The 11,802-nt window shown below is 62.3% G+C and carries 15 protein-coding genes; 3 read left to right on the top strand and 12 right to left on the bottom strand.

Annotated elements, in window-relative coordinates:
- Nucleotides 1–45 precede the first annotated feature (45 nt).
- The 4 genes from rmuC to OU419_RS08735 form a co-directional block, all read right to left on the bottom strand.
- A complete protein-coding gene (gene rmuC / locus OU419_RS08750) occupies nucleotides 46–1,410 on the bottom strand; it encodes a DNA recombination protein RmuC (protein WP_254476742.1) in 1,365 nt (454 codons plus the stop codon).
- 589 nt (nucleotides 1,411–1,999) lie between these two features.
- Nucleotides 2,000–2,209, bottom strand: coding sequence for a hypothetical protein (locus tag OU419_RS08745; RefSeq protein WP_254476679.1), 210 nt, complete (start codon nucleotides 2,207–2,209; stop codon nucleotides 2,000–2,002).
- Nucleotides 2,210–2,283: 74 nt separating this feature from the next.
- A complete protein-coding gene (locus tag OU419_RS08740; RefSeq protein ID WP_254476678.1) occupies nucleotides 2,284–3,045 on the bottom strand; it encodes an RES family NAD+ phosphorylase in 762 nt (253 codons plus the stop codon).
- A complete protein-coding gene (locus OU419_RS08735; protein ID WP_254476677.1) occupies nucleotides 3,046–3,414 on the bottom strand; it encodes an MbcA/ParS/Xre antitoxin family protein in 369 nt (122 codons plus the stop codon).
- Between the two features lie 148 nt (nucleotides 3,415–3,562).
- On the opposite strand from OU419_RS08735, the gene OU419_RS08730 reads away from it, so the two are divergent.
- The gene (locus OU419_RS08730; RefSeq protein ID WP_254476741.1) at nucleotides 3,563–4,045 is read left to right on the top strand and encodes a GreA/GreB family elongation factor; all 483 of its coding nucleotides are present in this window, start codon (nucleotides 3,563–3,565) and stop codon (nucleotides 4,043–4,045) included.
- On the opposite strand, the gene OU419_RS08725 is transcribed toward OU419_RS08730, so the two are convergent.
- Nucleotides 4,039–4,956 (bottom strand): AraC family transcriptional regulator, encoded by a 918-nt coding sequence (locus OU419_RS08725; protein ID WP_254476676.1) that lies wholly within the window; start codon nucleotides 4,954–4,956, stop codon nucleotides 4,039–4,041. The genes OU419_RS08730 and OU419_RS08725 overlap by 7 nt on opposite strands.
- 113 nt (nucleotides 4,957–5,069) lie before the next feature.
- Between OU419_RS08725 and OU419_RS08720 the strand changes: the two genes are divergently transcribed.
- Nucleotides 5,070–5,411, top strand: a complete 342-nt coding sequence (locus OU419_RS08720) for a carboxymuconolactone decarboxylase family protein (protein WP_254476675.1) — start codon at nucleotides 5,070–5,072, stop codon at nucleotides 5,409–5,411.
- 69 nt (nucleotides 5,412–5,480) lie between these two features.
- Nucleotides 5,481–5,885: a hypothetical protein gene (locus tag OU419_RS08715; RefSeq protein ID WP_254476674.1), complete on the top strand. Its 405-nt coding sequence runs from the start codon at nucleotides 5,481–5,483 to the stop codon at nucleotides 5,883–5,885.
- A 392-nt stretch (nucleotides 5,886–6,277) separates the two neighbouring features.
- On the opposite strand, the gene OU419_RS08710 is transcribed toward OU419_RS08715, so the two are convergent.
- The 7 genes from OU419_RS08710 to OU419_RS08680 form a co-directional block, all read right to left on the bottom strand.
- The gene (locus tag OU419_RS08710; RefSeq protein WP_254476673.1) at nucleotides 6,278–6,619 is read right to left on the bottom strand and encodes a type II toxin-antitoxin system RelE/ParE family toxin; all 342 of its coding nucleotides are present in this window, start codon (nucleotides 6,617–6,619) and stop codon (nucleotides 6,278–6,280) included.
- 7 nt (nucleotides 6,620–6,626) lie between these two features.
- On the bottom strand, nucleotides 6,627–6,875 hold the full coding sequence (locus tag OU419_RS08705) for a type II toxin-antitoxin system Phd/YefM family antitoxin (protein ID WP_254476672.1): 249 nt from the start codon (nucleotides 6,873–6,875) through the stop codon (nucleotides 6,627–6,629).
- A 91-nt stretch (nucleotides 6,876–6,966) separates the two neighbouring features.
- Nucleotides 6,967–8,241 carry a hypothetical protein gene (locus tag OU419_RS08700; protein ID WP_254476671.1) on the bottom strand — a complete coding sequence of 425 codons (1,275 nt, stop codon included), beginning with the start codon at nucleotides 8,239–8,241 and terminating at the stop codon, nucleotides 6,967–6,969.
- A 235-nt stretch (nucleotides 8,242–8,476) separates the two neighbouring features.
- Nucleotides 8,477–9,766: a zonular occludens toxin domain-containing protein gene (locus tag OU419_RS08695; protein WP_268173310.1), complete on the bottom strand. Its 1,290-nt coding sequence runs from the start codon at nucleotides 9,764–9,766 to the stop codon at nucleotides 8,477–8,479.
- A 3-nt stretch (nucleotides 9,767–9,769) separates the two neighbouring features.
- On the bottom strand, nucleotides 9,770–10,126 hold the full coding sequence (locus OU419_RS08690) for a DUF2523 family protein (RefSeq protein ID WP_254476845.1): 357 nt from the start codon (nucleotides 10,124–10,126) through the stop codon (nucleotides 9,770–9,772).
- Between the two features lie 3 nt (nucleotides 10,127–10,129).
- Nucleotides 10,130–11,410, bottom strand: coding sequence for an attachment protein (locus OU419_RS08685; protein ID WP_268173309.1), 1,281 nt, complete (start codon nucleotides 11,408–11,410; stop codon nucleotides 10,130–10,132).
- A gap of 147 nt (nucleotides 11,411–11,557) precedes the next feature.
- Entirely contained in the window at nucleotides 11,558–11,800 is a 243-nt protein-coding gene (locus OU419_RS08680; RefSeq protein WP_254476843.1) for a major capsid protein, read from the bottom strand.
- Between the last annotated feature and the right edge of the window lie 2 nt (nucleotides 11,801–11,802).

Below are 11,802 nucleotides of genomic sequence, written 5' to 3'. Positions count from 1 at the left end.
TATCGCAAGCAATGGCCAGGCACACCATCGCGCCTGCAGCACCAGCTACTCCCCTTCCCCCACCATCTGCGAATCGTCGCTCAAGGCACGCTCCAGCCAATCCGTCGGCAGGCTCTTGCTCGCTCGCGCGCCCAGCAGCTTAACCTGCTCAGCGCGGCTGATCAGGTTGCCGCGTCCCTCGCTGAGCTTGTTGCGCGCAGCCGCGTAGGCCTTGTCCAGTTGTTGCAGGCGGGTGCCCATCTCCTCGAGGTCCTGCACGAACAGCACGAACTTGTCGTACAACGCGCCAGCGCGCTCAGCGATTTCGCGAGCATTCTGGTTCTGCCGCTCCTGGCGCCAAAGACTGTCGATCACCCGCAGTGTCGCCAGCAGCGTGGTCGGGCTGACGATCACGATGTTGCGTTCGAAGGCTTCCTGGAACAGGTTCGGCTCAGCCTGCAGTGCCGCCGAGAAGGCCGCTTCCACCGGCATGAACAGCAGGACGAAATCCAGACTGTGCAGGCCCTCCAGGCGTCGGTAATCCTTGCCGGAAAGCCCCTTCACATGATTGCGCAGCGACAGTACGTGCTGCTTGAGGGCCTGCTGGCGGATCATCTCGTCGTCGCTGGAAACGAACTGCTGGTACGCCGTCAGGCTGACCTTGGCGTCTACCACCACCTGCTTGTCGCCGGGCAGGCGGATCAGCACATCGGGCTGGAAACGCTCACCGTCGGGAGCCCGCAGGCTGACCTGGGTTTCGTATTCGCGGCCCTTCTCCAGACCGGCATGTTCGAGCACCCGTTCGAGCACCAGTTCGCCCCAGTTGCCCTGAGTCTTCTGCCCCTTGAGCGCACGGGTCAGATTGGTGGCCTCCTCGCCCAGGCGCAGATTGAGTTGCTGCAAACGCTCCAGCTCCTTGCTCAGCGAGAAGCGCTCGCGGGCCTCCTGCTGGTAGCTTTCTTCCACCCGTTTCTCGAAGGACTGGATGCGCTCCTTCAGCGGATCGAGCAATTGTCCCAGGCGCTGCTGGCTGGACTCGGCGAAACGCTGCTCGCGCTCGTCGAAGATCCTGCCGGCCAGCTCGGCGAACTGCGCGCGCAACTCGTCCCGCGCCGCCTGCAAGTCACCCAGGCGCTGCTGGTGGTTGTCCTGCTGTTCTCGCAGTTCGGCAGAAAGCGCCGCGTGCTCGGCGGACAGCCGACGCAGTTCGGCCTCCTTGTCGGCACGCTCTGCCTGCAAATCCTGCTCGGCCGCCCCCAGCCGCTCGCGCTCCTGCCGGGCCAGCTCGACCTCCCGGCGCAACGCCGCGGCCTCGGCAGACAGCTCAGCATGCCGAGCACTCAGGCGCTGGAATGCCTCGCGGTCCGCGTCAGCCTGAGCCGATAACCCATCCTGCATCAGCTGCGCATTGGCCAGACGCTCGCGTAGCAGGCTCGCCTCCTGCTCCATGACAGCGCGCTGCGATTGCAGACGCCAGGCGAGCGCCGCCATAGGCAACAGACCGACGAGCGCACCGAGCAACAGGGCGGAGAGGTCGAGGGACATGCAGTACTCCAAAGCGGAAAAATCGATCGCGCAATACTAACAGTCGCCCAGGCCGGGGCGCTTGGCGGTATCCGAAGGCCCTGGAACGCAGCCCCAGAGCAAGCGCTCGGGACAATCCACAGAAGCTGTGGATAACTTTGTGGGAAACGTGATGAAAACACGCCCCACCCCCGGTGGAACGTGGGCGCATGACAGATTGGTGATTTTTTCACCAATCAAAATTTTCTTTATTTTTCAATAACTTAAAAAACGCAAGAGAAAGGAGACAGTGGCGAAGTGCAATGTTGCAAGGGGTTGACAGCGCGCATCAGCATTGTGCACAAGTGCACGCCAGACGGCAGCGGACCGCCCTGTTTCAGGGCAGACAGTGAGAAACCGCGGCAAGCAGGCAGGAAGAGGCCCGGCTATCCGGGCGAGGCGCGCGCGGGAATGAATACAGACAGGCGCAGCCGCCCTGCCGATGCGAGACGCTTGCTCATACCCACTCGACTCGCCGGCGCGCGAGCCGCCCGGTGAGTCCGGCCTTGGGTGGATTAGGCAGCGGAGCGGCCTGCCGCTCTGCGGCGCAGGCCCGGGCGAAAATGCGTTCAGCCGCGCTGCGGCTGCCGCAATCGAAGAAGAACTGGTTCAGGTAAACCCGCCAGCGACGACTATCGCTGGGATGGATGGCTATCCGTATGTCCACGGTTGCACTCCCTGCGTGACCATCCGGAACCTTACACCGCCCCCCGTGACAGGATGCCGCGGAACGACGGACGGTCAGGCCGGGTACGGCAGCCGCCCGTCCACCAGATATCGCTCGCGCGTGAACACGCGCGGCGTGTCCGGCACCTGTCCGTGCTTGAATGCCACATACTCTGCGGTGGTCTCGCACAGCCAGGGCGCCAGGTTGCGCGGGCGCTTCTCCATGAACGCCGAGGGTGCGTACAACGCCACGTTCACCCCGCGCTGGGGGCAGCGCGCAGAGCGGTACTCGAACGCCTCGACCCCGGCTTCCCGCATTGAACTGCCCAGGCCCTGGGTAACCCGGTAGTCCGCCGGGTCGCAAAGCTCGGCCTCGTACTCGCTGAAGGGCGGCAATTGCAGGCGCACGCCACGCTGTACCTGGAAGCGCGCCTCGAACGACGCATGTTCGGAGAGAATCCGGCCGCTGGGCGGCGGCGCGCTCATGCCCTCCCAGAGAACGAAGCGGTAATAGGCCGACTCGGCCATCGCCGTCTCCAGCTTGAGTGCCGCATAGAACAGACTCGGCTCATGGCGCCGGCCAAAGCGCGAGCCCCAGCGCAGCGGGGGGTAGCGAAACGGCGTTTTCAGCAGATAGTGCAGGCTCTCGGCGGACGGCGGCACGCGGGGTTTGCTGGTTTCCAGCAACTCCTCCAGCAGCGCCTGCTCCTCAAGGGTATCCACCAGTTGCAGGGTGGCCACCTGCCCCTGGCTTTCCACCAGCCGCACGAGGCGGCCGCGAATCGGCCCTACGACGGCGTCCTGCTCGTGCCTCGCCCAGATCTCGGCACCTTCCATTCAAACCTTGCCCCGAATGGCATCGAGGTACTCGATCACCGTTACCAGCCCCTGCACCCGCTCCATAAGTTGCAGTGGAACACCGCCCAGATGTCGGTTCTCGGTACGCAGGAAATGGCGCATGTCTTCAAGATTGCCGCCGAACAGGGCGAACAGGGCCCGATAGATGCGTACCAGCAGCAACGCCAGTTCACCGGTCTTGCTGTCCACCCGCAAGCCGCCCTGCTTCCAGCGGCTGACAGCGCTGCGATCCACACCGACAATGGCCGCCAGCTCCTGCTGGGTCATCGCCAGGTGTTCGCGGGCAGTGAGAACCGCCTTGGCCAGAACGGCATCCGCGGCAGGGCTTTCACGCAAGAGTGCGCTCATGGCGACCTCCTCTCATCTCGTGCATTTAAAGCAAATATACCACTCAATGTTCAAAAAACACGAGACGAACATACTCCTTCAACAAGACCTATCGCCTCATCGCGGCAAAGCCACTAGGATAGGCCGCCCGATCGACTACACCCTCGCAATGAACAAGCAGCAGGTCTATCAACGCATTCTTGCCCGGCTCGCGGAAGATCTGGAGATCGCCATCCGCGCCGCCAACACGGCTCACGAAACCGCGACCCACGAAGAGAACGTCGCCGAGAACAAGTACGACACGCTCGGCCTGGAAGCAGCCTATCTGGCTGTCGGTCAATCACGCCGGGTCGAGGAAATCCGCCTGGCGCTATCGCGGTATGAGAGCCTGCAACTGCGCGATTTCGACATTGAATCCGGTATCCAGGTCAGCGCGCTGGTGGAACTCGCCAACGATAGTGGCGAACAGCTCTGGGTATTTCTCGGTCCCGACGCCGCGGGCCTGAAGGTGCAGCAGGATGGCCGCGAGGTTCTGGTCATCACCAGCCGCGCTCCGCTGGGAGGCGCCTTGCTACACCATCATCCCGGCGACGAACTGGAAGTCGGCCAGGGCCGCAACCTGCAGCGCTACGAAATCATCGAGGCCTACTGACTCTCCCCTCTGCGGAAACGCCCTGGCGCATCACCGAAGACCTGGTGGAAAGCACGACTGAACGCCGCCTGCGACTGGTAACCGACTTCCAGCGCGATGGCCGTCAGGTCCAGGCTCGAACTGCGCAGCAGCTCGCGCGCACGCTCCATGCGCAGGCGCGCCAGCATCGTCCCGGGTGGACCGCCGGCCAGCCGCTCGAATGTGCGGCTGAAGGTCGCCCGCGACATCGCCGCGCAGGCTGCAAGCTCCTCCACGCTCCAGTTCCGCGCCAGATCGGCGAGCACAGCGGACCACACCGGTCCGAGGCGCCGATCCGCCAGCAACGCCAACGCCCCGCGCGGCTGATTCTCGACGGCCAGATAAGCCCGCAGCACGAGCGTGAAGAGTGCGCCGGACAAAGTATTCACCAGCGTCTGCGCGCCCTCCAGGCCACCCTCGGCCTCGCTGCGCAACAAGGCCACCAGCGCAGGCAAAGCACCTTGCGCCGAGTCGCCGGCCTCTGAAAAGGAAACCAGTATCTGCTCCGGAAGCGCGCTCATCAGGCTCGCCTCCGGCTGGTAATGGAAGCTGCCGCAAAGCATGTCCAGGGCTCCGATACCTTCGCCGCCACGTATCACCGGCAGGCTGCCATCACTCGTGGAAGCCGGAGCGCCGAGCACCACGCCCGGCGTCACGCCATGCAGCGCATGGGCGCTGCCGCGGGGCAGCAGCAGGATATCCCCCGCGCGCAATCGTTGCCGCACGCCTCCAGCGAGCTCGAGCCAGCACTCCCCCTCAAGAAGCAGATGGTAGGACGCCAACCCGGCGTCGGCAGCAGCGTGCTCCAAAGTCCAGGCGCCTTGTAGCTGGCAACGCAGGTCCAGCGTGCCCCGCAGCCCGGCCAGGGCGATTAATCGGTCCAGTGCGGTCATTCGAGCGATTCGATCAAAAAGCTGAGCGGAATGAACAAGTCAGTCCCAACATCCTGACGCAGACTAAGCTTCAAGGCCACACAACCTCATCCCGGCCTCCAAGGAGAAGCACCATGCTGAACAACTGGTCCGAATACATCCCCGCCGTGAAAAAGGCTTTCGGCGCCCTGGGCAAGAAACATCCAAAGATGATCACTGCTTACCAGGCGCTGGAAACAGCGGCTGCAGACGGCGATGCGCTGGACGCCAAGACCCGTGAACTGATCTCGATGGCCGTCGCCATCACCACCCGCTGCGACGGCTGCATAGGGGTTCATGCAGAGGCCGCCCGCCGGGCGGGCGCAACCGAAGCCGAAGTCGCCCAGGCCCTGGCCACCGCGATCGCCATGAACGCTGGTGCTGCCTACGTCTACTCCCTGCGTGCGATGGAAGCCTTCGACCAGACGCAGAAATGAGCCATTGCCCGCGACGCGCCCCGGCGTCGCGGGCTCGCCTCTTTCCAGAACCGTGACGATGGGGTATCAGTGGCGCCTGCCCACGACAAGCCGCGCACCATGCCTCAGACGTCTTACACCCCCAGCTTCTGGAAACTCACCTTCGCAGTCGCCATCGGCATCTGGCTCGGCAGCATGGCCGTGGCCGCTACGGCCTGGCTGATCTGGCGCGACATCCCACCCTTCATGGCCACGCGCACAACCGCTCCGCCCGTCGCGGCACCCACCACACCCCCTCCATCGCGCAGCAACGAAGAAATGTTCCAGCAGTACCTGCAACGCCAGCAGGCCATACAGGAACAGCAGAACCGTCAAATCGAGAAATCAGAGCAGCAAAAACGCTTCAACAGCGCGCCATGCCAGTTCTGGCGACAGCAGTACCAGGCAAACCCGACTCAGACGAATCGAGAGAAAATGGACGGATATTGCGGATGATTGAAGGAAAGCCCAGCACCGGGCTGGACTCGAGATCATTGCTGCTGCAATGCGGTGAAAAGGGACGAAGCGGTCATGCTTTCGATGAAGTGTTTCGAATCATCGACCTCAACAATACGGACTACAGGTCGTACGCATGGAACACCGTGCCTGAGGCTCGAACAGTGCCACTTCGAAAAGTACCGCCCAGAAAAGACAGAACCCCTGAAACGCTAAGCATTTCAGGGGTTTCGGCCATATGTAATGGCGGAGAGATAGGGATTTGAACCCTTCAAAAATGTGCACACGTCTGCACATTCCCTTCACTATCAATCAGTTACGAAGCACGCCTAGCACTCTTAACCACTGTTTCCCACTGCGTTTTCGACACTTTTTCGACACCTGATTCCGGCTCAGATGCCGACCAGGCAATAGCGGATCAGAGCCGCTTCCACGTCCTGTTTCTGCCGCAGGACCAGCTCGACTGCAATCGCATTGTCGTGCTCATACACTTCGTAGAACACACGGTATCCGTCGTGATTAAGCTCACGGTAACGAGTGACACCCAGGTCGCTCGCCTGGCGGCTGACCGGGTAGCCGACAGGGGCATTCTGCAGCCTGGTCAGAATGTCATCGATCAACGTATCGATCTTGGCTGCAGCCACCTCGGCAGGATGGTACTCGGCCAGGTGCTCTTCCTGATCCTGAATACTGAAGACTGCTGTCTCGGTGAAACGGACATCGAGGATTGTCATTGGGCAGTTACTGCTGAGTGCGTCTTTTGGCCAGACGGGCCTTCAGCTCATCAGCAGAGCAATGCTTACCTTCAGTGTACTCGCGCGATCCCATCGCCAGCAGCTTGACCAGGGCTATCGCCTGATCACGGCGCTTACGCTCTGCGTAGGACTCCACCACCATTGTCGGTACGCCGTTCTGCGTGACGACCATCGGCTCGTCCAGCTCCAGATCCGCAGCATGCCGCTTCAGGTAGCTGATCGTTTCAACCCGCATGGTTGAACCTCCTTACAATGTCCCGGCGAACCAGCCAGGATTAAAGCTGCAGGTTAGTCCAAATTTAGACCGTATAGCAACCAAGCCAGGCTCAGGCAGCCATACCGTATCGGACATACCTCTCCTCCAACTTTTTAGCCAGGTGCTTCTTCAGCCAGGTCGTGGATCTGCCTTTCTCCCGGTAGTACTCCTCGATCAACGGGAACACCGGCAACGACTTAAGCGCGGCCCAGCAGGACAGAAAGTCCATGCGATTGCGCGCAAAGAGCGTGATGGCGTTGCCCAGCATCAGCTCTATGTTCTTTCCCGAGAAGCCCCGTGCCGTCTTGTAGTAGCGACGGTAGAAGAAGCGGTCGACTGGGCCGAGGAACCGCGCGTCGCTGCGCAACAATGTCCATAGAGGGTCCACGTAGCCCGGTCGATGCAGCAGCCGGAAGTTATCCAGACCGTACTCGAAGAGTCCCTGCAGGTGCTCGGCCAGTTCGGCAAAGGTGGTGGATCCCAGAACTGCGCCAGAGGCATCACAGGATCCTTGGGCAAACTGCTCGATCACGGAATGATGAAAGCGGAACTCCAGACGGTAAACCTCCTGTTGTGGGTCGTAGTTGGACGGATCCACATCAAAGGGATTGTCCTGGTCCTGCCAGCGGCTTTCCCAGTAATCCAGCTTGTCCACCGCTTTGGCCTGGCGGGTCTTGTTGTACAGCGCGCACTGCATGGCGGAGGCCGAACCAAACAGGAAGGACTGGCCTCTGCCGTAGGTCGCGGCCAGTTCATCAAAGACCACAGCGCCGATGCCATCGAACTGGCGCACGTTGCGGGACTTGCAGCGCATGCGACTGACGAGGCTGGCAGGGGGAGTCCATCCCTGGAAATCTACTGCCAGATGAACTGCGCATTGCCTGGGCTCAACCGCTACGAGGATCTCGCGAGCCAGGTCATTGAGCATCACCTGCAGGTTGGCTGGCGAATGCTGCTCGATCAGGTGTGGACTGACCTCAATCTTCAAGTGAGGACCAGGTGATTCAGCTTTGACGTTGTAGTTCTTGATCAACAGGACCAGGCCGGTATCTGCGTTCTGCAGCTTGAACTGATAGCCAGAGTCCCGCCCTACCCGTCCGGGGTGCCATTGCAGGCCAGCGAATCTCACCAGTTCGGTTGACTCGAACAGTGCGAATACCTCTGGACGAATCACGCCGGTATACAACTGACGAACCGTATCGACATGACAGCCGAGGATCCGCACGCCTGAAAGGTCGACGGAGGATCCATTACCCGGGTCCAGGAAGAAACGCCCCGTTGCTGACTCTTCAAAATTGCCCGAATCGTCGAAATGAATGCGGATCAGATCTTTGGGTGCCTTCATGGTTGATGCCTTCGTGTGTTCGTGTGTGTCGATGCAGAAACTGTTTAAAGACGTGCTACAGGGTCGTCTGCCGCGCCTCCTGCCTACCGCTCGTGCCTTACGCTCCCGGCCGGAGGCGCGGCGCCGACTCAAAACGGAAACGCCGCCACCGGCTGCATCACCTGCAGGGCGGTGAGAAATCCCAGGGCGTAGGCGAGTACGAGCAGCCCAAGGGCGTTGATCAGGCCGTGCAGGGTCATTTGGCGTTCCTCCAGGGGCGTGAGGCGTATTCGGTATCGGGCACGATGGTCAGCGCGCCAGGTGCTGCGGGCGGGGCGCTGGCAGGCGCGGTGAGGGTGGCGCTCGGTAGTGCGGTTGGTATCGTGTTGGCCAGGTTCAGGGCCTGTTTGCCGCCACAGGTGACGGTCTGCTTCCACTTTTCGTAGGCCAGTTCGGCCACGCATTCGCCCTTGGCGGTGACGTGGTAGCCGGAGCCGATCAGTTGCCAACTGGTCAGTTCCAGATGGCGGCCTTCGGGGTCATCCAGGGCGAACAGGTAGAGGTCGCCCCTGGAGGGTCGATAGGCGTGGGCGAGGATGCTGATGCGTCGATCGGCAAACGGATGGGCGCTCAGGTCAGCAGTCGCACCAGTTGCCCCAGCAGGTAGAAAACCAGCAGGAAGAAGCCCAGTCGCAGCAGGACGCGCCGCAGGAGCCACAGCAGGGCCTTGCTCAGTGGGCGCGTCAGCAACAGGCACAGGCTCGGCAGTGGCCGCAGCAGGCTCAGGGCGGAAGAGGCTGCCAGGCCAATTAACGATGACATAGCCAACAGAACCGGCCAGCAGTGCCAGTAGAAGAACCAGCTTAGGCGACCGGAGCAGGCTTTTGCCGGCCTTGGTGTCCTGGGTCTTGCCGGTGGCGGTGGACTGGTAGAGGGCGAAGGTCTGCTTTCGGATTCGCTTGTATTCGATGATGGTGCCATCGGCGGGTGGCCGGTTGAGCTGGGCGTCATGCTGGGCCTCCTTGTAGCGACCCGGGATGCCGATCACGGCGAGGTTGGAATGCCGGTAGGCCATCTCGCAGGTCATGCGGATGTCGTCGCGGATGTAGCTGATGTTGGGGGTGGTGAGGACGATGTCCCAGTTGAAATGCCGGTGGCGGGTCCAGGCATCCAGCCAGCCCATCGGTCTGTCCGCCTCATGGGCGGCCTCGGGACCGCCGGGGAGGTCGAATTTCTCCAGGTCCTTCTCGCGCCAGGACTTGGGAAACAGCAGTTGGGTTTCGTCGAAGATCAGGAACGCGCCCCGCGGTGCCCACTGGAACCAGGTGCGCATGCGTTCGAGGTCGGCCAGCGATTCGAGATCGAGGTTGATGATTTCAGCGGTGTTGGGCAGGTCCGGGAAGACCGTATAGGCCCGCTCCAGGGTGAAGCCGCGCACGTTGGTGATGATGACGCGGCCTTCCTTGAGGGCCGGGACGGCATCGTCCTGTATGGCGCCGGAGGTTTTGTACGAGCCGTTGGGGCCGTGGTGAATCTTGATGGACATGCTTCACCTCCCGATGATCGGCACGAAGCGCATGCAGAAGCGGGTGGCGGCAGCGGTCATGATGATGTTGAGCGCCTGGGGAATGCCGAAGAACGCCAGGCCCGCCGCAATGGGGGTCGGGAGCGCGGCGTACATGCCCCTCACCATCGCGGGGATGCCCAGGCCATCGATCAGCTCGCGCGCTACGGTGAAGCTGACTTCGAGCAGCAGGATGAAGGTTTGCAGGGTGCTGTAGATGATGGCCTTGGTCACCACCACCAAGCCGTCTTTGACGAAGTCGTAGATGCCTTGAGCGAAGAAGTCCCAGATCCACTGGAAGAAGCCGATGATCTGGTCCAGAAAGCCGGAGAGCCATTCCATAAGTCACTCCTTCAGGATGATGAACGCTGCGATCAGCGCAGCCATGAGCAGCAGCGCCAGACGCAGGTAGGAGAGTTGGGAGGAGTAGTCGGCGACGCACAGGCGGTAGGATTTTCCCCAGACGTTGATGGCCTCACAGGGCAGTTGGCCGCCGCCGGTAGAGAGCTGGAGATCGAAGGCGCCCTTGAGCTGGTCGATGCTGCCCTTGACCGCGTCCTTGAGTTCTTTCTTGGCGTCCTGAATCTTCTGGTCCCATTCCTGGTTGGCCTCGTCCCAGCTACCGGCCTCGGGCTCGCTCAGGGTGCCGGAGGGGCCTTGGCCCTGGCAGCCGTTGAGGTCTTTGGCGGGGTCACATTGGCCTTCGCCTTCGCCTTCGCCGTCTCCGTTGCCATTGCCGGAGCCATCGCCGTTACCGGTTCCATCGCCGTCGCCTGTGCCGGAGCCGTCGCCATCACCCGAGCCGGAGCCATCGCCACCGCCGGGATTGCCGCCGCCTGAGCTGCCATCACCGTCGCCCTCGCCGCTGCCATCGCCACTGCCATCGCCTGGGTTGGAGGGGTCGGCTTTGACGCAGGTGGTTCCAGACCATGCCCACCCCTCCGGGCAGCCGGGGTCATTGGGATCGGAGGGCGGTACGGAGGGGTCGGCTGGGTCGGTCGGCGGGTTGAGTTGGTCGCCGGTCTCGGAAAACTGGTAGGCGTCGGCGGGGCAGTTCTCCCCGGTGCCATTCAGGATGTAATTGCAGAAGCCCTGGGTGGTGGAGCCTTTGACGAAGTAGCAGCTCGTGGAACGCCCCGTTTCGCTGGCGTACGGGCATTGTTCGTAGCAGGCGGTGGGGGCGCCGCTGTCGGCGATGTAGTTGCGGCCACCGGAGCTGATGACGGGTGAGTCCGGGCCCTTGGCGGGGAACGGTTCGCCCTGGGTCCCGGTGCAATCACGTGGGGGCGCTTTGCAGGCGCCGGTCTGGGCGTCGTATTCGGTCCCTTCATCGCAGCCGTTGCCGCCGCGAACAACCAGGCCCAGGGAAAAGTCAGGGGAGGCGCTGCTACGCCCACGGCAGTTGGCCTGTTCGGCGGAGAGCATCACGAACTTGGTGTAAGTGCCTGTCGGCATGTCCGGGTGCGCGGCATTCCAGCGTGCAGTCGAGTCCTGGCAGGCGGAGAAGATGTCGGGATATTTAACACTCCCCCCGGCCTCCAATGGCTTCCAGTAATAGGACTCCGCAAGACTGGTGCGGCTGATCAGGAGCAGCAGAAACAGCGCGGCGGCTACGAGACGAGACATGGCAGTCTCCAGGGAAAAAGAACCCCGCCGAAGCGGGGTCCAGGTCCGGCTACAAGGTGAGTGGGGTTAGAAGAATTCGCCGCAGCGGTACCCGGTGATGAAGGCCCCGGCGAAGAACGCCCCCAACCACACCGACCAGAGCACGGGTTACGCCTTGCGCAGCATGCTGTAGATCAGGCCGGCTACCGCCAGGATGACCAGGGCGCCCACAACGGCGGTGCCGATGGTTTCCATGTTGGTCTTGCCGGTGTCGATGGCCGATTCCACCGCGCTGGTGTCGATGGCGAAGGCCGGCGCGGCGCTGGCGGCAGTAACGGCCCCGGCGATGCACAGGTTGCGGAACGAGCGGATCGGGTTGAACTGGGCGATCTGTTGCTTCATGCCTTTCATGG

Origin of the sequence: Pseudomonas triclosanedens (assembly GCF_026686735.1) — a bacterium.
Lineage (GTDB): Bacteria > Pseudomonadota > Gammaproteobacteria > Pseudomonadales > Pseudomonadaceae > Pseudomonas > Pseudomonas triclosanedens.
The sequence above is the reverse complement of the archived record's forward strand: the minus strand, read 5'-3'. Positions and strand labels throughout refer to the sequence as shown.

Coding starts and splice junctions, on each gene's coding strand:
- OU419_RS08690 (WP_254476845.1), bottom strand. CDS start 10,126: ATGGAATGGCTCTCCGGCTTTCTGGACCAGATCATCGGCTTCTTCCAG.
- OU419_RS08680 (WP_254476843.1), bottom strand. CDS start 11,800: ATGAAAGGCATGAAGCAACAGATCGCCCAGTTCAACCCGATCCGCTCG.
- OU419_RS08740 (WP_254476678.1), bottom strand. CDS start 3,045: ATGGAAGGTGCCGAGATCTGGGCGAGGCACGAGCAGGACGCCGTCGTA.
- OU419_RS08725 (WP_254476676.1), bottom strand. CDS start 4,956: ATGACCGCACTGGACCGATTAATCGCCCTGGCCGGGCTGCGGGGCACG.
- OU419_RS08685 (WP_268173309.1), bottom strand. CDS start 11,410: ATGTCTCGTCTCGTAGCCGCCGCGCTGTTTCTGCTGCTCCTGATCAGC.
- OU419_RS08695 (WP_268173310.1), bottom strand. CDS start 9,766: ATGTCCATCAAGATTCACCACGGCCCCAACGGCTCGTACAAAACCTCC.
- OU419_RS08720 (WP_254476675.1), top strand. CDS start 5,070: ATGCTGAACAACTGGTCCGAATACATCCCCGCCGTGAAAAAGGCTTTC.
- OU419_RS08710 (WP_254476673.1), bottom strand. CDS start 6,619: ATGACAATCCTCGATGTCCGTTTCACCGAGACAGCAGTCTTCAGTATT.
- OU419_RS08705 (WP_254476672.1), bottom strand. CDS start 6,875: ATGCGGGTTGAAACGATCAGCTACCTGAAGCGGCATGCTGCGGATCTG.
- OU419_RS08735 (WP_254476677.1), bottom strand. CDS start 3,414: ATGAGCGCACTCTTGCGTGAAAGCCCTGCCGCGGATGCCGTTCTGGCC.
- OU419_RS08730 (WP_254476741.1), top strand. CDS start 3,563: ATGAACAAGCAGCAGGTCTATCAACGCATTCTTGCCCGGCTCGCGGAA.
- OU419_RS08700 (WP_254476671.1), bottom strand. CDS start 8,241: ATGAAGGCACCCAAAGATCTGATCCGCATTCATTTCGACGATTCGGGC.